The following is a 24,950-nucleotide window of genomic DNA, read 5'->3' as shown; positions in this document are numbered from 1 at the left end:
CGCGAGCTGTCGATCGATACGAGCCGGGTCTGGATGCGGTGAGCCGCCTTCCATGTTCTGCCACAAACCTCAACCGAAAATGGGCACGCCTGTCATAACCCGAGTCGTCTTGGGTTTCAGGGTGGAGGAAACATCTTTTGTCCGATCACCGCAGCGAATTTCGCCAAGGCCGTCTGACATTCTGGGCATCCGTATTTGTGGCGGTCGCCTGCGTGGCGATTGTCGCAGTCAGTGGTTGGCGGGAGTGGTCCTCGCGACAGGCGACGCTGAAGAGCTCCGAAACGGACATGGCCAATCTGGCCCGATCGCTGACGCAACACGCGGACGACACTTTCGAGCTCACGGACACTGTTCTAAATGTGCTGGTCGGCCAGCTCGAACTGGAAGGAACTGGCCCTACGGCAATTGCCAAGATTCAGGCCTTTCTTTCCCGGCGCAAGGCTGCGAATCGAATCCGGGCAGTGTTCATCTACGATGAGACGGGGCGCTGGCTCGCAACCAGCGAGTCCGTGGAATTCGCCGGTCTCAACAACAGCGACCGGGAGTATTTCCAGCATCATCGTGTCGTAGCTGACCGGGGAACCTTCATTGGACATCCGGTGAGGAGTCGATCAGCCGGGCAATGGATCATCCCCGCGTCAAGGCGCTTCAATCATCCTGACGGCAGTTTTGCCGGCGTCGCCCTTACGACAATCGACGTTGCCTATTTTCTGCAGTTTTATGGCGGGTTCGACATTGGCCGGAATGGTTCAGTTGCGCTGGCGACCGCAGACGGCGTTGTCCTCGCACGTAGCCCGGACAACGGATACACAGGTCGCGATCTGTCCAGCGCCCCGCTTTTTAGGACCCTCCGCGAGCGGCCCGCCGCGGGCGCCTACGACTTCACGTCGCCTCTCGACGGGGTTCGGCGTCTGAGCTTTTATCAACAGAGCAGTCGCTACCCGGTTCTCGTGGTTGCTACGGAATCCGAAGACGACGTCTTGGCCCCATGGCGCAGAGCCGCTCTGGGGCGCACGGCTGCGGTCCTGGGGCTGACAGCAGGGCTGGGGGTTGCGGGACTCTTGCTGGTGCATCAGCTGCACCGGCGGCAAAAGATGGCCGCAGCTCTGGTCGCCAAGGAAGCGGATTTTCGCCTCCTCGCAGAGCAGTCGGGAGATATGGTGATGCGCATCGGGATCGATAGACAGGTTCTCTATGCGTCGCCATCTAGCGCTCGGGTTCTTGGCTGGGCTCCGAACGAGTTGGTGAATACGTCAACCCTAGCCGGGATCAATCCCGCGGACTTGGCTCGGGTTGAGCAAGCGATCTCCGCGTTGATGGACGGCGAAGCCGAAGAGGCGAGAATTACCTATCGCACCCGTCATCGCGAAAGAAGCGAGGTCTGGATCGAAACTGCGCTGCGCGTCACCAGGAGTCCGCAGAGTGGAGATATCAACGGCGTGGTGGCGATCTCGCGCGACATGACTGAACGCAAGGATCTGGAGGATAAGCTCTCGGCTCTCGCGATTTCGGATGGCCTGACGGCATTGGCAAACCGCAGGCACTTCGACGAGCGGCTGGCGGCGGAATGGGATCGGGCCAGACGCGACGTCGCGCCGTTATCGCTGTTGCTGATCGACGTCGATCATTTCAAGAGCTTCAACGATCAGTACGGTCACCAGGCCGGCGACGCGTGTCTTCGCTCAATCGCCAGGGTGCTGGCGGAACAGGCAAGACGGCCGGCGGACGTGGCGGCTCGGTACGGCGGTGAGGAATTCGCCTTGCTGTTACCGAATACTGATGCGGGAGGGTGCAAGCTGGTCGGCGAGCAAATTCAACGAGCGATCCAGGAACTCGGCATCCTGCACACGCTCAACCCGCCGTCCAAGCAGGTCACTGTTAGCATTGGCGGCGCAACGCATGTGGCGCTTGCGGACAAGGCCGATTGCGCGTCATTGATAGCGGCTGCGGATAGGGCGCTATATGCCGCAAAGGAGAGCGGGCGCAATGGCCTTGTGATGTCAGGGCAGATAATCGCGTGGCCCGGCTCGATACGGGCTTGAATGCCGGCCAAGAATCATGCGCTAGGGTCGTCGCAATAGAGGGGCCGCGTGCCGTCTCACATTGAGGCCAGAAAGCCTCGAGCGCCGGATTAGCTACCGCCGCAAATATTCTCGTCAAGGAGCGTCTCGGTTGCTTCCGCGACCCGGACCTTTCTCAGTTCTTCAATATTCTCCTTTGGCGGAACGAGCCCAATTCTGCCCAAGTCAGGAGACGTCCTCGGTCGCGAGCTCTCATTTCTCCATCCGATAAGAAATCTGCCGCCATCCGGTGGTCCGGTGCGGCGGCAGTCGTAGTCCAGCCCGACTCGGCCTCCGCCAAGCACTCTTGAACTTACCGGACGTACCAATATCCCCACCAGCGTTGGGACACCGGCCGTGCCTGCGCCTTCATGGCTGCGACTTCTTCGACCGGACGAAGCTGGGGACCATAGACCGCGGGTGGGTAAACGTCGTCCCACAGCACAAGCCCGCCTTGGACGGCGGCCGCCCGGTGTGACGGAGCGACCGCAAGCTCGGCGGCGGGGGCGACGGAGACCGTGACGGTGAGGCCAAGGGCGGCCAGGGCAATGGATGGAATAAGGGTCCGGAAGTTCATTGGATTTGAATCCCTCTGAAATGCGACGCGAAATAATGCGACGGCCGCGGGACGGTTGCAAGGGCATGGCTCGACCGATCTGCCCGAAATTCCCGGTCGTGGGACGAGGTCTGCCAGGCGCATCTGCTCGGCCAATGTGCGGCCGAGCCGCGGAGCGCATCCCTCTCTCTTATATAGAGTGGTCGCTATACAGAGTGTTCGGTGATCGTCGCCGATCGAGGCGAGATGTGGCAGAGCCAGCAGGCTCGGCACGGGTGCTTCATGCACACGAGAGTATCGGACCTTGAACAATTTTTCGGCGCCTATGAGTGATCAAGAATCATGATGTCGACACACTGATCGCTCTTGATGAGAGCAGGACTATCCAGGGCGACTTCCATGACTTCTACGTTTGTCTCCGCTTCCATCTTCGGCGCAGGCCTCATCCTTGGATACGCGCTGCGTGCTTGGCGCGTCCAACGAAGAGGTGCTCACGCATCCTACGCTTCCCACCAGACCTCCCAACCCACCTCAACGTTCGGCCACCCCAGGCGAGCTTTTTAGATGTCGTCTCATTCGCTGTCGGCATCCAGCTTCACACTGAAACGACGGGGCATGATGACATGAGCGAGCCTAAGAAGGACGCTCCACGACGCTACATCGTGGATGGCGCCGGACAGCGCGTGCTCGTTGGCCTGACGATCTCGGAAACGGTCGAGTTCGAGGCGCTGGACAAGCCGGACGCCGACTTGATCGGCGAAGCGGCGCGCGTCCGTCAGGCCCGGCACGGCGAACGCTGGGTGGAACTCTACATCAAGCACGAACGCGCCTGGAGCGACTGGATGGCGCAGACGCGTGCGCGGCTGGAGCAGCCGTCGTTGCTCAACTAGGGTTTGCCCGAGCTCGCCGATAACCCCAGACGCATCCTTGCGAAGCCGTCTCGCGTCAGTGGCAGGCGGTTGTCGCCTCACACCGCGAGCATGCGGCTGCCCTGAATGCTCATCAGGGTGAGGTTGCCGGTCGCATAGGCGCCGGTGTCGATGTTGACGCGGTTTGCCAGGAATTCGGCACTGCGGACCGGCGTATGTCCATGCACGATATATTTGCCGAACTGCTCCTCGCTCTGCAGGAACTCTTCGCGAATCCAGAGCAGATCGCGCTCCGTCTGCTCGGCCAGTGGGACGCCCGGGCGAACGCCGGCGTGAACGAAGAAGAAGTCGCCGCAACTGAAGCTCAGCCGCAGATTGTCCAGGAATTCCAGATGCTCGGTGGGCATTGCCCTGATCAAGTCGCGCAATATCGATGCCGGCTCGTCGCGCTTCAGGTCCGGTGGGGCGAGCCCGTAGGACATCAACGTCTGGGTCCCGCCGACGGCAATCCAATCCTCGAACAATGAAGGATCTTCGAACACCCTCACAAGAAAGGCCTCGTGGTTTCCCTTGAGGAAAACTGCGTTTCCCCGGCGGCTCCGTTCGACCAGGACGTCGAGAGTGGCACGCGTATCCGGGCCGCGATCGATGTAATCGCCCATGAAGACCTCGATCGCATAGCGCGGCCGGCTGCGGGCAACGTCGGCGTCGATCACCCGCAACATAGGCTGGAGCAGATGCGCGCATCCGTGAATATCCGAGATCGCATAGATGCGAACTCCCTCCGGCAATTGCGGTTTGGGGATGGGCGGGCGTGGTCGGGCGAGAGATATCATGGCGCTCAATCGATCGGGTTGCGGAAAAAATTTCCCCAAGTCGCCGGCACCGGAGGGCTTCCATCCAACACGAACAACGTGAATTCGGAGAGGGAGCGTCCTAGTTCTCCGGCGCGATCACGCCGAAAGAAGGGCGGCACTTTTTGCCGACCTTGTTATCGACGGGCAGCGTCAACGGTCGGTGCGCAAGAATTGCATCGCTGAACAGAAGGGCGCGGCAAAGATGCATGCCTTGGCGAATTCTTGCGGCGCACGCGCAGATAGAAATCCCTTGAAATTCTCGCAAGTGATCAACTGCGCTTCACCGGAGATTGCATCGCCTGAAAGATGAGCGACGAGGCGCTCACGCAACGACCAGGCATCGCGCAGGACGTGGAACTTGATTCAAAATAGGGCAACACGTTCGCTCATATGTCATCACTGTGACGACATTTTCAGCGCGCCGAATTTCGCTGCGTATTTCAACATCGCGCATCATCCGTGCGCCGCAAAAGTTTTGCGTGCAGCGCCACAATCTCGCTGCGATCAACCAACACTTTCCGTGCGGGGAAGTGACGAGTCTTCAGCATCACGATGAGCGTCAGGCACTCTCTCGATTGACAGAGGTTCGAATGGCTGTTGCAACTTATGGTTCTGAAAACGTTCACGCGCTGTCGTCGACGCGCGGCAGTTCTCTTCAGAGACCATTTCAGATCGTCGTCATGGCTGCCGACTTTCTGCTGATCTTGTTGAGCTATGCCGCCGGAGCGTCGCTGTACGGCGCCGCCGTTGCTTCGCCCCCGGATGGCGCTTCGGTGGGAGCGGGGTTGTTTGTCGGCGTTGTGTTCGTCGCGGTCGCTTATTTCCGGGACGTCTACGCCACGCACCGCCTGCTCAATGTCGTGTGGCAGCTTCGAAAGGCGGTGTTTATCTGGCTGACGTCGCTGACGATCCTCGCCGTCGCGGCCTTCCTGCTGAAGTCGACGGACAATCTGTCCCGCGGCACTGTCATCGTGTTCGCCGTGATCGGCGGACTCGGCTTGATCAGCCTCCGCTTCGTCTGGCAGGCGGTGTTCGGCACGAGCTTTGCGAGAAGCCGGCTGGTCGATCGCAAGGTGATCCTGCTCAGCCTCAAGCCGCTCGATTTCACCTCGAGCCGCTTCAAAGACTTGCGGAGGAATGGCTTCGATGTCATGCGCCATTTCGTGCTCGGCGCCGATCGGGATGACGGCCAATGGGAGCGGCAGATTCGCGACGTGATCCGTCAATCGCGCTCGGCTGATGTCGACGAATATCTGCTTGCGATCGACTGGAACGAACTGCCGATGCTCCGCAAGCTGGGGCCATATTTGCGTGCCGTCCCACAGCCCATACGCCTGCTGCCGGACGACCCGGTCGCCGATCTGGTAGCCCGTCCCTTCCTGCCGGTCAGCGGAACCGTAGCGGTTGAAATCCAGCGGCCGCCTCTGACCATTCTCGAGCGATTGCAAAAGCGCTGTCTCGACGTTGGCGTGGCCGTGTTCGCGCTTGTGATGCTGACGCCGCTGCTGCTGACCGTTGCCATGCTGATCAAGCTGGATTCCCCGGGAAACGTCATATTCCGGCAGTCGCGCCGCGGCTTTAACGGCAGGCCGTTCGAGATCTGGAAGTTCCGAACCATGACCGTCAGCGAGAATGGCGAGACGGTGACGCAGGCGACCAAGAAGGATGCCCGGGTCACAAAAATCGGACGGTTCCTTCGCATGACCAGCATCGACGAACTGCCGCAGCTCTGGAACGTGCTGCGCGGGGACATGTCACTGGTTGGACCGCGTCCGCACGCGCTGGCCCATGACAATTACTATGACGAGCTCATCAGCAAATACGTCTACCGGCATCATATGAAGCCGGGCCTGACCGGCTGGGCGCAGGTGAACGGGTTCAGAGGCGAAACGCCGACGATCGATCTGATGGAGAAGCGGGTCGAGTACGACGTCTGGTACGTCAGCAACTGGAGTATCTGGCTCGATCTGAAGATCATGGCCCGCACCGCATCCGCAGTGATGTTCCAGGAAGCCTACTAGCCGCTCGATGTCCCGATGATCTGGAACCGCCGGCTCGAGCGATCAGGTTCCATCTCGCGACGACCTGCCGAAGAGCCGCATGATCGCATCGCGCAACGCGAGCAACGGCGGCACCAGCACGAAGAATGCCCCCATCGCGACCGAGACGATGACATGGCGGATCGAGAAGGGTTCGTCCTGCTCGATTTCTCGTTGGCTGGGGGCGATGGGCGCCGGTGAAAGCGTCGTCGCCATCGGCTGACGACGCGCCTTGCGTGGGGGAACCACGATCAACACGAACAGAATGTTGAGCAGAACCCAAATAGTCAAAATCGTCAGGACGATCAGCATTCCGAGCCCGCCGGAAAAGAGCTACAAATATGAGCTGAGGTTAGCCTCAGGGAACCCAAAAAGAAAGATGCCCAAAGTTTCAGCATTTTGAGGCGTCGAGGATCGGATTGTCTCGTCTTATCGATGGATGGCGGCCAATCCGCGCACTGTCCTAGCCATCACCGTCTTCGTCAATCTTTGCTTTTGGCTAGAGCAATAACTGCAAGTTGTGGATTCCGGACGAATACGGGGGCCTGGGCAGTCCGGTGGGCCTAGCGCAATACCCGGCTTCGTGCGCGAAGCCACATTCGATTGCCTCCAGCGACAGCTCCGCAAGACGCGAAAAGGCCCGCTGCCAATATGGCAGCGGGCCTTAGGTCGTTACAGTTCGGCTGGGCGCAGGCCGAGCCGCCTAGGCATGCTCGACATAGTAGCTGTTGTGGTGCTTGCCCTTGTACGCTTCGATGCGCTTGAGCATCTTCGGGTTGGCGCGGTTGAGCACGGCGCCGAGCAACTTCTTCTGAAGGACTTCCGACCCGGAAACCGACTCCTGAAGAGCGCTTCGTGTCGTCTGTCCCCATTCAATCACATAGACCATGGCGTCGATCAGGAGGCTGACGGCCTTGGAGTCCGCCACCGGCATCACCGGGGCAAGATCGATCACGATGTACTCGTAGTGCTCTCTCAGCACCTTGAGCAGCTCGGCCATCGCCTTCGATCCAATGACGTCGGCCGAATTGACCATGCGGGAAGCCACGACGGACGGCAGGAAATCCAGTCCCGTCTCCTTGCTTCGCTGCACATGATAGCCGAGGCTCGCGGGGTCGTTGAGGGCCTCCACCAGCCCGCTCTTGGCGTTGGGTGCGAGCTCTCGGGTCAGCGAGCGCGTGTGCAGATCGCCGTCGATCAGGACCGTGCGATGTCCGGTGAGGGCGATCAACTGCGCGAAATTGGCCGCCACCGTGGTTTTACCTTCCTTGGGAAGGGAAGACACGATGCCGATCACCTTGATCTCGCGGGTCAGTCGCGCAACATCGATCGACACCTTGATGTTGCGCAGCGTCTCGGCGAACCGGGAGAATGGATGATCGACGACGTAGCGGGACAGATCGGCTGAGCCTGTTTTGGCCGACGTCGAAAGCAACGCGCCGGTCGTCGTTGGCGGACGAATGTCGGGCAGGACGCCGAGACACTTGACGCCGAGCTCCTCCTCGACCTCGGCGGGGGTCCGCAAGACGTCGCTGAGCAGTTCGCGTCCAAATGCGACGCCGAAGCCGAGGCAGAGGCCGCCCACCAGGCCGCCGACAATGGCCAAGACCGTACGCGGCGAGCTCTTGCGATCGGGCTTGGTGGCGGTGCTGATCAGGCGCGCTTCGCTGAGCGGGAAGCTCTGATTCTGCGTCGCGCTTTGCAGCTTCTCGAGGAAGTTGTTGTAGAGGTTGCGATAGGTGTCGGCGGCGCTTTCGAGGTCGCGCAGCTTGACTGCGGCCTGGCCGGTATCGCCGGCCTGGGCGACGAGCTCCTTCACGTTCTTCTCGAGCGAGGCTTCCCGGCTCTTTGCGATTTCATAGTCGCTGCGATAGGCGTCGCCGATCCGATGCAGCTCGTCGGCGATGTTCTTGCGCAGCTCTTCCATCTTGTTGGCCAGATTGACCGCCGCAAGATGTTGCTTGCCATAGCGCCTCGACCAGTCGGCATATTGGGCCTGGAGGTCGAGATATTGGGCGCGCAGGCGTGTGATGACCGAGTTGTTGAGCGCATCGGTCACCGTCGATTGTGCGACGTCCTGGTCCGAAATCGCGGTGATCCGATCGAGCCGGGCCTTGGCCTCGGCCGTCGCAGCCCGCGCCTGAACCAGCTGCGTGTTCAGGTCCGACAATTGCTGCTCGGACATCAGGCCGCGGCTGGTTCCGACGATGTTGTGCTCGGCCTTGAAGGTTTGCACGGCGCGATCGCTGGCCGTTGCCTGCTCGCTCAGCTCGATGCTGCGCTGCTGGAGCCATTCGGTTGCCCGCTTGGTGGACTGATATTTGGCTTCCAGGGCGCCGACGAGGTAGGCATTGGCGATGGCGTTGACGATCTTGGCCGCCTTGTCGGGGCTTCGCGAGCGATAGTTCATCGACAAGACATACGTCGTCAGGACGCGTTCTGTTCTCAGGTTCTTCTGAACCTGCTCGACCACGGCGTGTTCGAGACGCTCCTGGGACGCCGCTTCGCCGGAGCTAAACAGCGACATGACCTTGCCGAGGACGATGGACAGCAGGCCTGGATTGGAGCCATTGAATTCCGGATCGTCCGTCAGCTTCAGGCGACGGACGACCGAGAGAATCAGGTCGTCCGAATTGATGACCTCGACCTGGCTGTCGACGTAGCCGGTATCGATGAGGGCACTGTTGGCGTTGCTGTCCTTGTCCAGCACCTGCGTCTGGCGGGTATCCATCATGATTCGGGCATTCGCCGTGTACATCGGCTGCGCCGTGACCAGGTAGACCATCACCAGGGCCAGCGAAGCTCCGGTGCACGCCGCGATGATCGGCCATTGCCGGCGCAGGACGTCGGCCACGCGCTCGAAGCTGAGGACGGCCCCGCCGAATTCGATGCCGAATCTGTGTCCCGACTGGAAATGTTCTCTGGGCTGGTACATTTTTGAATTCGCGTCCTTTGACGATCGCTGATCAGTTCGGAAGGGGGACGGGCTTGAACGGGTTGGCCAGCTTGGTCTTCCATTCACCGTCGAGCAGGGCCCCGCCTCGGGGCGGTTGCGTCCGGCCCTTGTCTTGCGATTGAGCCTGGACGCCGGAGGCGTCCTCTCCCGCGGCGGAATAGCCCGCTTGCACGTTGAGATCACCGATCCGTTGCGAGAAATCCCTGATCTTGCGCGCGGCTTCCGGCTTCGTCGACGTGCACCGCCCTTCCGCGATCCTCAGCGCGGCGCCGATGGACGAGCGATCGGTCGAAGTCGAAGCGGAGATCAGTGTCTGAACGGAGGGCAACACGGATGGGTTCGTGGCGATATAGGTGGCGAGCCGATATCTCAGCTTCTCCTTGTCATTGCGCAGGCGCTCGAGAAGCGAGGAGGGCGATTTCACGAACGTGTCGAGTTCGAGCTGCGAGGCACGATCCGAAAATTCCACGCACTGAGCCCGGCAGGTATCGATGCTCGACACCATCAAGGCAGAAGCTGCCAAGACGATCGTCAGCCATCGTAGCCTTGCATGACGAATTGTTAGTCCGCGGCCCATCCGTGTCCCTTCCTCCTCCTGTTGCAATAGGAGAACAGGCGAAACCTGGCAGGTAACTGTGTCAATTTTTGTGCGACGCAAAAGTTGAGAGGGTGGGCCGCGAGAACGGGCGTCTTGCCTGATTTTCGATCGGTTGCAAAATGAGGATATGCAATGCCTGCGAGATCGGCACGCTCACGCCTATGAATGTTGCATCTTGAAAACATATGAGGCGCTTGCGCGCTCAGGCGTCGCAAAACCGACACAAGTCGTCAGCGAGTCATTGGTTCCCGCCTGCGAAAAATATCAGTGCGACATCAGCATGCAAAGATTTGCGGTCGCCTTGATCGCAACAGCGCCGAATTTCGCGCACACTTTGCACGCAAATACTCGCAATCATCACGCCTGAATTGATTTGCGCGCCGGCGCACGGCGGTCCCAGGCAAAAGTGGCGTGAACTTGACGCTCGCATGTCCGAATGAACTGCGAGCGTTGAAATTATCGTCGATCGTCATGCGCCGAATGCGAGTCCGCGATCGCAGAGATTGAACACGCGCAAGTCCTGATACACACTGCTGCGGTGCAATAGCTACGGAATGTTGATGTGACGGAGTTGGTTCATCGTGAGAAGGCGCATGTCCTGCCGCTCGACAGCATCCGGGGTATCGCCGCGACATCGGTGGTGATTCACCATCTCCTGCTGATGCCGACGTTCCTCGCGGCGTTCCCGCACAATGCGTGGATCAACTGCTCGTTCTTCAGAAGCTCCTGGCTGCTGGTCGATCTGTTCTTTGTTCTCAGCGGGATCGTGATGTCGCTCAGCTACGTCGAGAGCGACTTCGGGCGCTTCTCGCTGCGCGAGTTCATGGTGCGGCGGCTGGCGCGGGTCTATCCGCTGCACATCGTCATGCTGATGGCAAATCTGTTGTTTCGCCTCCTGCGCATCAGCCTGGTCATGGCGGGTGTCGTTGTGGCCGCGCCGGCGGCGTTCGAAGTGAACAATGCCTATTCCTTCGTTCTCAACGTCCTGCTGCTGCATTCGATGGGGTTCATCGACTATCTCAGCTGGAATGCGCCGAGCTGGAGCATCAGTGTCGAGTTCTATACCTATCTCGTGTTCGGCCTGATCGTCCTCTTTGCCCAGCGCATGCGCTCCCTGTTGTGGTTCTACGTCCTCTGCGGCGCGCTTGCGGTCGGAAGTCTTGTCTTCATCATCTTCGTGCTCGACAAGAGGAGCCTCGGGCTTCAGACCGATTTCGGCATCCTGCGCTGCTTCGTGAGTTTCTTTCTGGGCGTGCTCACGGTCAGGATCGTCGATCGCCTTCCGGCCAAGCCGAGCCCGACCACGCAGGGCGCGCTGCAATTCGTCGCCATGATCGCCAGCATCGTCCTGGTGTCCCTGGCGGAGACCAGTCCTGCGTCAACCTTCCTCGCGCCCGTGACGTTTGCGATCTTCCTCGGCAGCCTATTGGCCTTTCCGGATGCGCTGTTGGTGCCGCGGATGCTGGTGGCCAAGCCACTGGTCTGGCTCGGGAAACGTTCCTACTCGATTTATATGGTGCACGCGCTCGTCGTGCTGCTCGCCGAATATTTTGTGCGAGCCGTTGGGGCAGGGCGGATCGCCACTCTCGATTCGGTCTTTGCCGGTCTGCCGGCCACGCTGAATCTCGTGGTCTCGTTGGCCGCCGTGCTGGCAGTGTCCCACTTCACCTATCGCTACGTCGAAATCCCCGGCGGCAGGTTCATGCGGAACGTCCTTGGAAGCCGGCCCGATTTCTCCGCGTCGCCTGCGCGGCAGACGAACTGAGCCGGACATGACGATCCTCGCGCTGCATCGCCCCCGAATCACGCTGATCAGCCTCAATATCGAGGCGATCGCGCTCGGGGTCTATCTGGTCCGCGACGCCTTCGGCGGCGTGATCCGCTATTACACCAGCATCTATCACGTGGATCCGCTCTGGTATCTGCCCGATGGTGTCGCGCTTCTGTGCCTGGTCCAGTTCTTCGTGCACTGCGTCCTGCGCAATCGCAGCACCCTGGCGCTGTTGGTGCTGGCCCAGATCATGCTGTCGCTTGTGCTCGGCTACTTCTTTATGGGAACGATGAACGCTGCGATCTCGTCGTTCAAGATGATGCTCCCGGTATTTGTCGGATTCTGCTTCTGCGATTCCAGCCTCGGCTCGTACCGAAAGCTGTTGTCGGTCATCGCGGTGACCTTCTATCTGTCGGTGATCGGCGTTTTCCTAACGAAATTCTACCTGATGCCCTGGGTGGGCTACAAATACGAATCCTTCGGCGCGGTACGCGAGGCCGGCCGGTTGTGGTGGGCCTATGGCGGCGACGACCAGCGCCTCATGGGCTTTGCCGCCGACAACACCATGGCGGCCTTCTTCATCCTCGTGTCGTTCGCGATCACGTCCATTCGCATGAGCACCACGTGGTGCCTGCTGTTCGGTTCCATCGCGATCTATGCCATCAAGCTGACCACGAGCAAGACGACGATGATCGTCCTCGTGCTCTACCTGCTCCTGCTGGTGTTCGTGCGAATGCTGCCGGAGAGGTCGCGCTTCCCCGCGATCCGGACCATCGCGCTGTGGTCGTTTGCGGCGATCCTGGTGCCGTTCTTCATGATCGTGGTCGCTTCCGGAACCGCCGCCGTGCCGCACTCGACCCTGTTCAGCATCGTCGACCGCATCAACAACAGCTGGCAGTTGCCGTTCGTCTACATGAATCAGCTCATGCCGATCGGTCTGGTGACCGGCTGCGGGGCGGGCTGCTTCAACTATCCGCAAAAGCTGTTCTCGCCGCTCGCCCACTTCTGGGTGCCGGTCGACAATTTCTACATCGGCACCTACCTGATGTTCGGACTTCCGTTCGCGGCATTCATGGTGATGGTGTTTCGGGCGACTTTCGGTGCGACCGACGTCTACAAACTGACGCTGCTCTTCGTCGTCAATTTGTTCACGATCACTGTGCTGAACTATGGCCCGGCGTCCGGTCTCCTGATCATCGCATTGAGCTTCAGCGAAGTGTTCTCGCGACGTACGGCCTCCGCACGGGCGGGCGACACCGTGCCAATCGTCATGCGGCCGCCGATGCCGTCATTGGAAGGCTTCCGCCCGGATATACCGGCGGCCAGCGGGAGCAGGTGAGAACGAACAATGCATAAACGGCTCGCATTCATCGACACGTTGCGCGGCATTGCCGTGTTATCGGTCCTGGTCCAGCATGTCTTCGAGGTGATCGTCGAAAAGCACCCGACCGGCGCCTATTACTGGCCGATCCATGATGTGTTCGGCTATTACATGAACTTCGGCCGGTTCGGGGTGGTGCTGTTCTTCTTCGTCAGCGGCTTCGTCATTCCGTTCAGCTTCCCGGACAGCGCCACCCCTGTGCGCGATTTTACGATCAGCCGCTTCTTTCGGCTCTATCCGGCCTATTGGACCTCGCTCGTGGTCGGGCTCGTGACGATGCAGCTGATGGAGTCGAAGGTCTATCCGCTGGGCCAGGTCGCGGCGAACGTGACGATGTTGCAGACTTTCGTGAACGTCCCGAACCTCTGGGTCTTCTACTGGACGCTTGCGATCGAGCTGCTGTTCTATGTCGGATGCACCATTCTCTTTGCGATGGGGCTGCTGAACCGACGCTTCACCGCGGTGACGATCGTCGTTGCGGCCGCGCTGGTCGGAACCACCGCTGCACTCTTCGTTGAGAACAGGGCGGTCTCCTCGGTGATGGAGGTCGGGCTCAACCTGTCGGCCATGTTCCTGGGCAAGATCATCCGCGACACCGTCATCGGCGGAAAGCTGCGATGGACCCATGTGGCCGTCTGCACGCTCCTGTATGCGATCTTCGCCATCACCCTGTCCGACCGGCGGTTCGGCGGCGTGTATCACGAGAATTTCTTCTACAGCTATTCGATCGGATCGGCTTATGTCTGCGCGGCACTGGTCTTCATCGGCTTTGCCGTGTTCGGCGAGCGAATGGCGTGGCGCCCGATGGCCTTCGTCGGCGTGATCAGCTATTCGGTCTACCTGATGTCGCCGTTCGTGATCGTCTTCATCCATCGCCTGGTCTGGTTCGGCGATGGGCCGCTGGGATGGTCGCTCTTCCTGGTCTTGATCCTGGCGTTGTCGGTCCTCGTCAGCTGGATGACATTTGCGTTCGTCGAGATGCCCAGCATTGCCTTTGGACAGCGGTTCCGCTCGGCGCGACGAAAGAAGGTTGTTCTCGAGCCTGCCCTCAGCACCCAGGGTGCCGCGGAGTGATCAAGGCACCGCACCAGCCGGGCGCCGCCTACGACGGATCGTTCGTTCCTTCCGTCCAGGGCCTTCGTGCCATCGCGGCGCTGAGCGTGCTGATGGACCATTTCTACGACATGCCGAAGGCAGGCATGTACGACATCCCGAATCCCGGCTTCCTGCCGCCGCTTTGGCTCTGGCTGCAGTCGGTGATCAATGTCGGCGGCCACGGCGTCGAGCTGTTCTTCATGATCAGCGGCTTCCTGATCCCGGCGAGCCTCGTGCGCCACGGTTCGCTGTCGCGGTTCTTTTTCGACCGCGTCCTGCGCATCATGCCGGTGTTCGTCGCCCTGCATCTTGCGCTGTTCGCGATCGGGCCGATCGTGGCCTATAAGTTCTTCCGCGGCATCGATCTGACCAGCTATCTCGCAATCTTTGCGGCCAACCTGTTCTTCCTGCAGGACGCGCTCGGCTTGCCGATTGCCCAGCAGAATGCCTGGACATTGACCTATGAGTGGGCGTTCTACATCTGGTTTGCACTGACATTCTCGATGTGGCGCGGCGGGGGCCGTCTGCTGGCGGCGCCCCTGATCCTGCTGGGTCTGGCCTGCCTGATGCACTGGCCGATCACCGCGTTCTTCTGCATCGGGATGCTGTTCAGCGCGACCGGATTTCGCATCTCCATTCCCGGACGCGTGGGGCTGCTCGCGGGCCTCGCTTGCGGGGTCGCCCTGTATGCGAGCCTGGTGCTGTTTCATCCGTTCGTGGGGCTCATTCCGGGCTTCCTGTTGTTCGGCATGGTGCTCGCTCCGGACTCGGGCCTCGGCAAGGCTCTGAGCGCGCCGGCCCTGCAATATGTCGGCAAGATCAGCTACAGTCTCTATCTCGTGCATCCCTTCGTGCTGTTCCCCCTGCAGGTGATCGGCCTGAAGCTGGTCGCTGCCGGCGTCGACCGCTGGCTGCTATGGGGCGCCTTCATCGCGCTCGGGTTGGTGATGTCATTGGTCGCGAGCGCGATCAGCTATGAGCTGATCGAGGTCAGGCTGAGGCGCCTGTTGGACGGCGCGATCCGCGGCATGTTCTTTCGGCGGCAGATCGAGCAATCGGTTTGAGGGACCGCCTATTGGGTCAGCTCACGGTCCGGCCGGCGAGCCTGTGATAGGACCCGAGGAGCTGCTCGGCGATGCGGTCCCAGTTCAGAAGGCCAGCCGCGGTTTGCCGTGCGCCTTCGGTCAATGTCGCGGCGAGAGGTTTCGAGGTCAGCACGCGTTCGAGTGCGTCGGCGAGTGCCGTGGCGTCGCCCGGAGGAACCAGCAGCCCGTTGACGCCGTCCGTTACGACGTCAGGAATACCGCCGGTGGCGCTGGCAACGACGGGGCGAGCGTTGCCGTAAGCGGAGGCAAGCACGCCGCTCTGTGTTGCATCCTTATAGGGCAGGGCAACCACCGTGGCGGATTGAAACAGCCGTCCGGTCTCCGCAGGCGAGATATAGGCGTTGATCGTCTTGACCGTCGGCATTGCCTCCATCCGTGCGCCGAGACGCGTCATCTCTGGCCCGCGGCCGGCGACGATCGCTTCATGCGCCACGCCGCGTTGAGCCAACATGTCGATCGCATCGATGAAGACGTCCAGGCCCTTGTAAGCCCACATCCGTCCAAAAAACAGGATTCGCGCGGCTTCCGGCTCGGTGAACGCGCCCTTGGCTGGCGGAACCATGAGCACGCCGTGCATGCTAGAGATCGTCTCACCTTTGAAGTCGGGCGAGGCGCGCCGGAAATCGGCAATGCAGCTTTCGCCGTGCGTCGTGACGACTGATGCGGCTGCGCGCATGCGCCCGCGCCAGGCATCTTCACGCGGCGAGGTGCCGGAGCCGCCTTCCGAATGCGGAATCGCATCGTGAACCGTCAGCACCAGGGGAATGCCGAGCGGGCGGAGCAGCTGGATCAGCTTGGACGTGTAGATCTCCGGAACTTCGTGACAATGAATCACGTCCGGACGAAACGATATTATGTCGAAGAAGGACGCGGGAATGCCGATCGCGCCGCCGCGCCGCAGGCTCAGGTCGCGGATCCGTGTCTCGAACGGTGCCGCCACGGCGATATCGGCCAGTTCCCATTGCTGGTTCGCGTCCTTGGCGTTTAGCACGAGGCGGACATCGCAATGATGTGCCAGACCCGATGCGAGCCGGTAGGAATATTCAGCAAAATGCGGTGCGTAGATCGCCACACGCAAGCGCCTGGAGTTGCGGAGAGAACGCTGAGCAGGCGAATTCATCAAGGCATCCATTTTGCATCACTTCGCAAAGGTTGATTGGAGTGTAGTCCACGATTTGAACTCACTTCCACTCTAAATGGGAAACGTGACGGCACTCATCTGATTGCCATCACTCCGTCGTAATGTAGCGAGCAATCAGTACTCCGCCGTGATCGGAGATGGTGACGTCGCGGCAGCATCGTGCCATGTCGTCTAGTCTGCGATTGTGGTTGGATCTGTCGGAATTGGGTCGAATTGTTGATGAACGCCACGCAGGGCAAACAACATCAGGTCGTGGTTGCCTTGTTCTGGTCGCTTGCCCAAAATTGGGGCGGCCGGGCGCTGTCGTTCGTCCTGTTCCTGGTTCTTGCCCGGCTGCTCAATCCTGCGGATTTCGGTCTCGCAGCGCTCGTCGCCTTCATCCTGCTGCTCCTCAGCTCGATCGCCGAATTCGGCTTCGGCGACGCGTTGATCCAGCGGCGCACGCTCGAGCCTGCCGATGTGACGTTGCCCTTCGTCTGCTCCTTTGCAGCCTCGACGATTCTGGCGGTTCTGATCGCCTTCCTTGCGCCGGATATCGAGCGCTGGCTCGACGTGAAAGGGCTGGCGCCGCTGTTGACGGCCGCCAGTCTCTCGCTTCCGATCGGCACCGCGACCCTGTTCCAGGAGGCGCTCTACAAGCGCCAGATGGATTTCCGCGTGCTCGCGGTCAGGACCATGGTGGCCACGGCCATCTCTGGCATCGTGGGGATTGCCTGCGCCTATGCCGGATTCGGTGCTCTCAGCCTCGTGATCCAGGTGGTCGTCCAGAGCGCGATCAGCGGCTTGTGGCTCTGGAGCCAGCCGCGATGGCTGCCGATGCGGGCTTACGATTCGGCAAGCTTTCGCGAGCTCTCCGGCTATAGCGTCCATGTCGTGCTGAACAGGCTGCTGGATTTCGCCATCGTTCGCACGATCGACATGATTATCCTGACGCTCTATGGCGTCGCCGCGCTCGGCATCTACACGGTCGGGGCGCGGGTCTACATCATCCTGATGCAACTGCTCACCCAGGCGGTCATGGACGTCGCGTTAAGCGCGCTGTCCAAGATCGCGCACGAGCGCGACCGTATTGCCGGCGCTTACTTGCGCAGCGTCAGTCTCGGCGCGCTGGTCGGCTCTCCCATCTTCGTGCTGCTTGCGGCGATCGCGCCGGAGTTTTCCCTGCTGCTGTTCGGTGCCAAGTGGAGCGGAAGCGAGGCGGTGATGAGGCCGCTGATGCTGATTGGCGCTATTCAGACGGTGCAATTCGTCAACAGCGCCTATTTCGGCGCGCTGGGCAAGCCGAACTACGTATTCGCGCTGAACATCCTCAAATTCTGCGCGGTCGTGCCCGCAATGTTCCTGCTGCCCTCGCGCGATATTGGTCAGCTGGCGACGATCTTCGCATTCGCGCAGCTCGTGGTGACTCCCGTGACATTCGCGCTGGCACTTCGGCTGCTGGGCCTGAGCTGGAGCCAGTTCCTGCGTCCGATTGCGGGCTGCCTTTGCGCCATCGTGCTGGCCTACGGCGCGGTCGTGTTGTGCCGCGAGGCGACGCAGGACATCAACCCGTATTTGCGGATGGGGCTGCTATCGTCCTGTTTCGGCGCGACCTATCTGATGAGTATTCTGCTGTTCTGGCGGAAGCAGTTGTTCTCGCTGATCGATTTCGTCGTGAAGCGCGGTGCGACCGCCTGATGAAGACGAGGAGGACGATTTGAAGCAATTGATCCCGGTGCCCGTTCGCAGGCATCTCCGAGGCTGGCTCAACAGCGCGAAGAACACGCCCTTCGCGGTCGATCTTCTCGAGCTGCGCAGGTGGCAGATCGCGCGGAAGGATGTCGGCGTCAATGCGCCGCCGCGCAACGATCCGCGCCGCCTCGTCCTGTTGCCGTCGGACCCCTGGAGCATTCATCAGTCACGTGGCGACGAGGCGATGATCGAAGCCACCGTCGGCGAGCTGAAACGGGTCTATCCCGACCTCGAAACCTACATCGTCACCGCCACCAGCGCGGCGAGCGCGGACGTTCGCGCGATGGGCTTCAAGCCGCTCGAGATCTGGAGACAGCCGTTTTCCTACGAGACGGTCGCGCAGGAGCTTTCGATCACTCGTCCGGATTTCGGCGTCGTGCTGGGGGCCGACGTGCTGGACGGCTACTATTCGCCGGTGGATGCGGCGCGCATGCTGCTCGTTGCCGACCTGATGGCGGGATTTGGCGCCAAGGTCAGCGTGCTCGGCTTCAGTTTCAACTCCCGTCCGGCGAAGGCGCTGCGCGAAGTATTCCGGCTGCTCGATCCGGGCGTGGTCCTGAACCTGCGCGATGCGATATCGCTCAAGCGTTTCGACGATTTCGCCCGCAAACGCGCGCGTCTCGTCGCCGACTCTGCGTTCATGCTGACGCCGCGCCCCGACACTGCGGCAGTGAAACAGATCGCGGCCTCGGTCGCACGGCAGCGCGCGCAGGGCCGCAAGGTTTTCGTCTTCAACATCCATCCGATGCTGTTCAAGAAGCCGGAGCCGGGCAAGCTGGAGCGGATGATAGAGCTTGCGGCGCATGCCATGGCGCGCCTGTCGCGGCAGCACAATGCAAGCTGGTTGCTGCTGGCGCATGATTACCGCCCTGGAATTGCCGACGACAATTGCCTGCGGCCGCTGGCCGCCCGGCTTCAGCCCGCGCTTGGGGAGCACGTGCATCATGTCGATCAAGTTCTGTCGGCGGGCGAGATCAAGGCCGTCGTCGGGCTGGTCGACGGCGTGATCACCGGCCGCATGCACCTGGCGATCGCCGCGCTCGGGCAGGGCACGCCGGTGGCGGCGATCACCTACCAGGACAAGTTCCAGGGCCTGTTCGCGCATTTCGGCATCAGCGAGACGCTGTTGCTCTCGCCGGCCCAGTTCCTTGTCGGGGACAGCTTCGAGGCGTTTCTGCTGCACTTTCTCGGGGCATACGAGGCCGCCGGCGAGCAGGTCCGTCAGGTGCTGCCTGATGTCATGGAATTATCGCGCGCCAACGTCGCTCCGTTGCTGGACGATGGCGCGATGCGGATCGTGCCGGAAGCTGGCGGCAAAGTCGCCTGAGCCCTCGGAGGTTTTCCGGAGGGCGTCAGTTGACCGCCCGCTCCGTGTTCTCGAAACTCATGGGCGTCTCGGCCGTCACCGGCCGGACCTTGCGGGAGGCAGTGTCGGCCAGGCCGTTGACGAGGCGGCGCGCCGGATTCTCGAAATAGGCGTAGGTGCGGTCTGCGATGATCGTCAGCACCACGCAGCAGGCGAGGGCGAACAGGCCGAACTGCTCCGGGCGCAGTCCAAGCCAGCCCCACAACGGTTTGAACGCGGCAATCAGAACGGCGTCGTGCAGCATGTAGATCGCATATGAGGTGTTGCCGAGCCGTCCGAGCAGGCGGGCGCCGGGGAACTCGGTGAAGGCGCTTTCGCCGACTGCGGTGAGCAGAATGGCGCAGGAGAACAGCAGAATGGCAAGGTCCGGCTTGGCGAAGACGTTGAGGACGAGCACGGAGATGCCGAACATGGCGATGCCCGCGAACACCACCCGCTTCTGCCGGTAGGGCTGCGACATCCGGAACAGGATCGCGAGCAGGATGCCGTTCAGGAAGCTCGGCAGCGCGCGGAGCATGCCGTAATCGTAATTGGCCCCGTACATCTGCGAGCGTTCCTGCCAGATCGGCAAATGGCCGTGCGCCAGGACCAGATAGAGCGCCGCGACGATTGCAGCCAGCGCCAGGGGATTCAGCTTGCGCGCGAACAGCATCAGGAGCGGGAAGATCAGATAGCAGAAGAATTCCGCGCTGATCGACCAGGACGGCGAGTTGAAGCTGAGGTGATCGGTGACGCCCCAGGCCTGCAGCAGCAGGAGGTTATACAGGAAGTCCAGCGCGGTCGACCGCGCCGTACGCTCCAGGCCGACGCCGATGAGCACCACGAAGATGAGAAGGCTCAAAAGGTGCAACGGATAGATCCGCGCGATGCGGCGGATCATGAAGCGGGAATAGGCGCGCATGCCACGCGCGTCGGACGGATAGGAGTAGGAGATCACGAAGCCGGACAGGATGAAGAACATGTCCACGAACAGGCCATAGGACCCGTTCCAGGCCGGCGAGATGCCCGGGTCGATCAGCTTCAGGTGGAAAATGAAGACCCCGAGCGCGGCGACGAAGCGGTAGAAGTCGAGAACGACAAAACGTCTTGCTTCACTGGCTTCCATCGGGCCTCGGAGTCCTTGCGCGGTTCATCTTTCTTCTAGAGGCGAATTGTGACGCAAGTTCGCTGAGCGCGTTGGCCGACGCGGCGCAATCGCGGCAGTCCGTCAGAATTCTCCGTCAGAATTCATGGGGCCCATCCAATAGCGGATGGCAGTCAGCCCTCTGCTCATCGATGAGGCAGGCGCCCGACAAGAGAATGGGGCCGGGACCTCTGCATGGTCCCGGCCCCGGCAACGTGGCGCGCGTCTGGGCAGTATTTCGTGCTCAGACGAACGTGAAGTCGTGGCTCGTCAGGCTGGAGACATAGACGTTCTTCAGCAGGATCGAATCATTGGCCGAGAACGTGATGAGCGCGTTCGTGCCGGATTGCGTGATCTGGAGGTGACTGTAGTCCGCGGCGAGCAGCTTCGAGATCTGGACCACGTCGTGAGTTGTGCCGTCGCCGGACTGGAAATTGAGGATCTGGTCCTGGCCGTGATCATAAGCCACCGTCGTTGAGTTGGGTGCCGCCGAGAACACGTCGTTTCCGGCCCCGCCCTGGATCGTGATGCCGCCGGCGACGGCCGTGACGTTGTGGGTGCCGTCGGTCTTGGTCTGGTCGACGAACTGAAGGGCGCTGGCGGAATTGTAGTTCTCGTGCTGCGTGGTGCCGGTCTGTCCGTTGAAGTTGAACAGGAAGACGTCCTTCGAGCCGTCGACGTTGTTGGCGATCTCCTGGGTCTTGGTGCCGGCACTGCTGTAGATGTCGGTCAGCTTGCTGCCGTCGTCGTGGATGACCTGGGTATAGTCCAAAGTGCCGTCGGCGTGGGTCCGGGTGAGCTCCACCATCTTGCCCGAGGCATCGAGGTGTTGATGCTGGGTGGTGTAGGACTGCCCGGTGATGTTGTAGTTCCAGTTGTCCGACGTGCCATCTGCATTCTTGATATAGGCAGCGGACTTCACACCGCCGGTATAGACGGTCGTGGAGCTGTAACCATCGCTCTTGGTCGTCACTTCGCTGGTGATGACGCCGTTGGCGTCGTACCAGTCAGAGGTCTTGGTGCCGTCGGCGCTCTGCTCCAGCGTGAAGGCCAGGCTGTTGTCGGCGTGGGTGCGAACGATGTCGGTGAGGAAGCCGGTCGAATCGTAGCTGTCGTGCTCGTTCGTATAGGTCTGGCCGACGATGTTGAACTGGAAGACGTCCTTCGACCCGTCGGCGTGGTAGTCGGTTTGCGTCTTCTTGACGCCGGCCGCATCGTAGTTGGTGACCACGCTGCTGCCGTCGCTGTTGACGACCTGGGTATAGTCGAGCGTGTTGTCCGCATGCCAGCGGGTGACCTCGGTGGTCTGGCCGGATGGATCGAGGTGCTGGTACTGCGTGGTGTAGCTCTGGCCGGTGATGTTGTAGCTGTAGTTGTCGTGACTCATGTCGGCATTGGTGATGTAGGCCGCGGTCTTCACGCCGTTGGTGTACACCGTGGTCGCGCTGTAGCCGCTCGACTTCTGGAGCACCTCGCTGGTGAGGACGCCGTTGGCGTCGTACCAGTCTGTGGTCTTGGTCCCATCGGCGCTCTGCACCAGTTTGAACGCCATGCTGCCGTCGGCGTGCTTGCGAATCAGCGTGGTGAGGAAGCCGGTCGCATCGTAGATGTCGTGCTCGGTCGTGTAGTTCTGGCCGGTGATGTTGAAGAGGAAGACGTCCTTGCTGCCGTCAGCGTGGAAGTCGGCTTCCTTGATCCGCGTTCCTGTGGCATCGTAATTGGTGATGACGCTGCTGCCGTCGGCGTTGATGACCTGCGTATAGTCGAGCGTGCCGTCGGCATGCTTGCGGGTCACGGCCGTGATCTTGCCTGAGGGATCGACGTGCTGGATCTGTGTGGTGTAGCTCTTGCCGGTGATGCCAAAGGCGTAATTGTCCTGGCTGCCGTCGGCATTCTTCACATAGGTATTGGTCTTGACGCCATTGCTGTAGGTCGTGGTCGAAGTGGTGCCGTCCGCCTTCTGCACGACCTCGCTGGTGAGGCTGCCGGCGGCATTGTACCAATCGGTCGTCTTGGTGCCGTCGGTCGTCTGGATCAGCTTGAAGGCGAGACTGCCGTCGCTGTGCAGGCGCGTCAGGCTGGTGAGGAAGCCGTTTGCGTTGTAGACGTCGTGCTCGCTCGTGTAGTTCTGGCCCGTGATGTTGTAGGTCCAGACATCCTTGCTGTGATCGGCATGATAGGCCGTCTCGACCAGCTTGACGCCGGTGGCGCTATAGGTGGTGATCACGCTGCTGCCGTCGCTGTTGTAGACTTGCGTCGAATCCAGCGAGCCGTCGGCATGGCTGCGGGTCACCGAGGTGACCTTCCCGGAGGCATCGAGATGCTGAACCTGGGTGGTGAAGCTCTTGCCCGTGATGCCGTAGGTATAGTTGTCCTGTGAACCGTCGGCATTCTTGACGTAGGCGGCCGTCTTCACGCCGTTGGTATAGAGGGTGGTGGAGTAATAGCCGTCGGACTTCTGGACGACTTCGCTCAGAAGGGTGCCGGCCGTGTTGTAGGTGTCGGTGGTCCTGGTTGCGTCGGTGCCGATGTGCACGAATTTTGTCTGCACGCCGCCGGTGTAGCTGATCAGGTCCTTGGAGCCGTCGGTGTAGGCGACGGTGGTCGAGGTCGGCTGCCCGCTCGAATTGAGGCCGGTATCCGACTTCGACAGAAGCGTGCCGCTGGCGTTATAGGTCTTCGTGCTGCTCCAGGTCGCGGCCGAGTTCGTCACCGAGAACGAGTAGCCGCCCTGGATCTTGGAGAGAGCGCTGCCGTAATGGGCGATGATGTAGTCCATGGTCGCCTTCGAGGCCACCGGCAGCACGTGGGAGTCGGTCAGCGTGATGGTCTGCAGCGCCGTCGACTCGCTCAGGTCGGACAGCTGCGGCACGATCGCGGCAGCGGTGCCCGTGATGCTGGTCCGGGAGTCCGGCGGAGTCGAGGTGGTCGGAGGCGCGTCGATCTCGATGATCAGCGGGTGATCGCTGACCGGGATGGTGATCGTGCTGACGTCGGTGTAGCTGGCGATCGCGGTGGTTCCCGTCAGCGTGTCATACACTTTCACCGAATGATGGACCGCGCCGAGATTCACCGTGACTGTCTGGGCACTATTGGACACCTCGGTATCGGTGGAATCGTTCCAGAGCTTCGGCTCCGCCCACACGACGAGCTCGTAAGCGCCGTTGCTCTTGCCGAGCACCATGCTGTTGCCCGATGCTGGCATGTTGCTCAGGGTATAGTTCAATGGATCAGTCGGCTGCAGGCTGCCCTTGCCGTCGTCGGCCAGAATGGTCGTCAGGTTGTGAATGGCGGTGGCGGCGAGCTTCGGTGTCCCGTCGGAATTGAACAGTCCGAAATTGGCTTCGGGATTGGTATTGCCGGCGGACGAGTCGCGGTCGAACAGCTCGTAGAGATAAGTCGCGCTGACGCCGGCCTTGTAGGCGTCGACCAGCGTGTTCAGGATTGATTTGGCCTGCACCGTCTCGTTGACGCCGAGATATTGGGTGTTGGCTTGCGTGGTGTAGCCGGTTTCCGTGATGACGACCGGCTTGCCGGGCGCTGCGGTCATGACGGCGCTCAGCGTCGCCGCAATCGAGCTGCCGGTTGTCAGGCCGGTGCTGACATAGGCATGGGCGTTGGCGTAGTCGACCGAGCCCGACATGTCGCCGAGCTGGCTGTAGCCCTGCGGATCGTTGTAGGCCAATGACAGATTGTAGACGGGGATGCTGCCGAGCGTGGCGTTGGCGTTGACGGCCTGATAGAGCGCACTCTGGAACTGAGCCGCGGCAGTGAGACTCGAACTGCCGTTGTAGCTGAAGGGCTGATGATTGGCCTCGTTGAGACCCTCGATGGCGCTGATGCTGCCCGGGTGGCTCGCCGCGAATTTCTGGAGCGAGGCGATGTAGTTCTGCAGCCCGGTCGTGCCCGTCTGGGGCAGGGCGGACGACACCAGGAAGTCGAACTTGTAGCCGGCAGCAGCCAGACCGTCGACGACGGGTTGCGCAGCCGGGCTGGTCCCCATCGCGTCGCGGAGATGGGTGACGCCGAGATACTCGAGGTCATCGGCCATCAGTGCGAGATTGTTGTAGCCGGTCCACCCGAAGCCGGCGTGCGTGTTGACGCCAATGGAGTTGATGAAGCCGCTGGCGGAGAGGATGGTCTGGTCTGACATTGCACACTCGAGTTTCAGCGCGAGCAAAATTGCTCGCAGGATTTGCGTTCAAGCTTCTCTGTCGAGTGTGAATTTCAGATAAAAATGGAAGCTACAAATCGCGAGTGAAATGAGGTTCCTTGTGCGGGAACAGCTCGACTCGCGTCGT

Annotated in this window: 18 protein-coding genes; 9 read left to right on the top strand and 9 right to left on the bottom strand. The window is 61.1% G+C overall.

Annotation, left to right across the window (positions count from 1 at the left end; genetic code table 11):
• Window positions 1–137: 137 nt before the first annotated feature.
• Window positions 138–2,042 (top strand): diguanylate cyclase, encoded by a 1,905-nt coding sequence (locus IVA79_RS00145; protein WP_247549347.1) that lies wholly within the window; start codon window positions 138–140, stop codon window positions 2,040–2,042.
• A 331-nt stretch (window positions 2,043–2,373) separates the two neighbouring features.
• Here IVA79_RS00145 and IVA79_RS00140 read toward each other — a convergent pair whose 3' ends face one another.
• A complete protein-coding gene (locus tag IVA79_RS00140; protein ID WP_247549345.1) occupies window positions 2,374–2,637 on the bottom strand; it encodes a hypothetical protein in 264 nt (87 codons plus the stop codon).
• Between the two features lie 602 nt (window positions 2,638–3,239).
• On the opposite strand from IVA79_RS00140, the gene IVA79_RS00135 reads away from it, so the two are divergent.
• The gene (locus IVA79_RS00135) at window positions 3,240–3,506 is read left to right on the top strand and encodes a hypothetical protein (RefSeq protein ID WP_247549343.1); all 267 of its coding nucleotides are present in this window, start codon (window positions 3,240–3,242) and stop codon (window positions 3,504–3,506) included.
• Window positions 3,507–3,583: 77 nt separating this feature from the next.
• On the opposite strand, the gene IVA79_RS00130 is transcribed toward IVA79_RS00135, so the two are convergent.
• Window positions 3,584–4,321, bottom strand: coding sequence for a metallophosphoesterase family protein (locus tag IVA79_RS00130; protein ID WP_247549341.1), 738 nt, complete (start codon window positions 4,319–4,321; stop codon window positions 3,584–3,586).
• Between the two features lie 171 nt (window positions 4,322–4,492).
• Window positions 4,493–4,672 carry a hypothetical protein gene (locus IVA79_RS00125; RefSeq protein ID WP_247549339.1) on the bottom strand — a complete coding sequence of 60 codons (180 nt, stop codon included), beginning with the start codon at window positions 4,670–4,672 and terminating at the stop codon, window positions 4,493–4,495.
• A gap of 260 nt (window positions 4,673–4,932) precedes the next feature.
• Here IVA79_RS00125 and IVA79_RS00120 point away from each other — a divergent pair, with 260 nt between their 5' ends.
• The gene (locus tag IVA79_RS00120) at window positions 4,933–6,363 is read left to right on the top strand and encodes an undecaprenyl-phosphate glucose phosphotransferase (protein WP_249815826.1); all 1,431 of its coding nucleotides are present in this window, start codon (window positions 4,933–4,935) and stop codon (window positions 6,361–6,363) included.
• Between the two features lie 42 nt (window positions 6,364–6,405).
• On the opposite strand, the gene IVA79_RS00115 is transcribed toward IVA79_RS00120, so the two are convergent.
• From IVA79_RS00115 to IVA79_RS00105, 3 genes are all read right to left on the bottom strand, one after another.
• On the bottom strand, window positions 6,406–6,693 hold the full coding sequence (locus IVA79_RS00115) for a hypothetical protein (RefSeq protein WP_247549335.1): 288 nt from the start codon (window positions 6,691–6,693) through the stop codon (window positions 6,406–6,408).
• A gap of 391 nt (window positions 6,694–7,084) precedes the next feature.
• A complete protein-coding gene (locus IVA79_RS00110; RefSeq protein ID WP_247549334.1) occupies window positions 7,085–9,316 on the bottom strand; it encodes a Wzz/FepE/Etk N-terminal domain-containing protein in 2,232 nt (743 codons plus the stop codon).
• A 31-nt stretch (window positions 9,317–9,347) separates the two neighbouring features.
• Complete coding sequence (locus IVA79_RS00105; RefSeq protein ID WP_247549332.1) at window positions 9,348–9,806, bottom strand: hypothetical protein; 459 nt, start codon at window positions 9,804–9,806, stop codon at window positions 9,348–9,350.
• A 691-nt stretch (window positions 9,807–10,497) separates the two neighbouring features.
• Here IVA79_RS00105 and IVA79_RS00100 point away from each other — a divergent pair.
• Genes IVA79_RS00100 through IVA79_RS00085 form a run of 4 tightly spaced genes read left to right on the top strand, consistent with a single transcriptional unit; the run spans window position 10,498 to window position 15,246 of the window.
• Window positions 10,498–11,700 (top strand): acyltransferase, encoded by a 1,203-nt coding sequence (locus IVA79_RS00100; RefSeq protein ID WP_247549330.1) that lies wholly within the window; start codon window positions 10,498–10,500, stop codon window positions 11,698–11,700.
• Window positions 11,701–11,707: 7 nt separating this feature from the next.
• Entirely contained in the window at window positions 11,708–13,045 is a 1,338-nt protein-coding gene (locus IVA79_RS00095) for a hypothetical protein (protein WP_247549328.1), read from the top strand.
• A gap of 9 nt (window positions 13,046–13,054) precedes the next feature.
• A complete protein-coding gene (locus IVA79_RS00090) occupies window positions 13,055–14,161 on the top strand; it encodes an acyltransferase (RefSeq protein WP_247549326.1) in 1,107 nt (368 codons plus the stop codon).
• A complete protein-coding gene (locus IVA79_RS00085; protein ID WP_247549325.1) occupies window positions 14,158–15,246 on the top strand; it encodes an acyltransferase in 1,089 nt (362 codons plus the stop codon). Before IVA79_RS00090 ends, IVA79_RS00085 begins: the two co-directional genes overlap by 4 nt.
• Before the next feature lie 16 nt (window positions 15,247–15,262).
• Here the strand turns inward: IVA79_RS00085 and IVA79_RS00080 are convergent, their stop codons facing one another.
• Window positions 15,263–16,408 carry a glycosyltransferase gene (locus tag IVA79_RS00080; protein ID WP_247549323.1) on the bottom strand — a complete coding sequence of 382 codons (1,146 nt, stop codon included), beginning with the start codon at window positions 16,406–16,408 and terminating at the stop codon, window positions 15,263–15,265.
• Between the two features lie 240 nt (window positions 16,409–16,648).
• Between IVA79_RS00080 and IVA79_RS00075 the strand changes: the two genes are divergently transcribed.
• Window positions 16,649–18,106 carry a lipopolysaccharide biosynthesis protein gene (locus tag IVA79_RS00075; RefSeq protein WP_247549321.1) on the top strand — a complete coding sequence of 486 codons (1,458 nt, stop codon included), beginning with the start codon at window positions 16,649–16,651 and terminating at the stop codon, window positions 18,104–18,106.
• Between the two features lie 19 nt (window positions 18,107–18,125).
• On the top strand, window positions 18,126–19,487 hold the full coding sequence (locus tag IVA79_RS00070) for a polysaccharide pyruvyl transferase family protein (RefSeq protein ID WP_247549319.1): 1,362 nt from the start codon (window positions 18,126–18,128) through the stop codon (window positions 19,485–19,487).
• Between the two features lie 25 nt (window positions 19,488–19,512).
• Here the strand turns inward: IVA79_RS00070 and IVA79_RS00065 are convergent, their stop codons facing one another.
• Both IVA79_RS00065 and IVA79_RS00060 read right to left on the bottom strand, forming a co-directional pair.
• Window positions 19,513–20,631, bottom strand: coding sequence for an acyltransferase (locus IVA79_RS00065; RefSeq protein WP_247549317.1), 1,119 nt, complete (start codon window positions 20,629–20,631; stop codon window positions 19,513–19,515).
• 262 nt (window positions 20,632–20,893) lie between these two features.
• Window positions 20,894–24,802 (bottom strand): RHS repeat protein, encoded by a 3,909-nt coding sequence (locus IVA79_RS00060; RefSeq protein ID WP_247549315.1) that lies wholly within the window; start codon window positions 24,800–24,802, stop codon window positions 20,894–20,896.
• Window positions 24,803–24,950: the final 148 nt, after the last annotated feature.

It is taken from the genome of Bradyrhizobium sp. 138 (assembly GCF_023074075.1).
Classification (GTDB): Bacteria; Pseudomonadota; Alphaproteobacteria; order Rhizobiales; family Xanthobacteraceae; genus Bradyrhizobium.
This window is presented reverse-complemented; position numbering and strand designations above follow the sequence as displayed.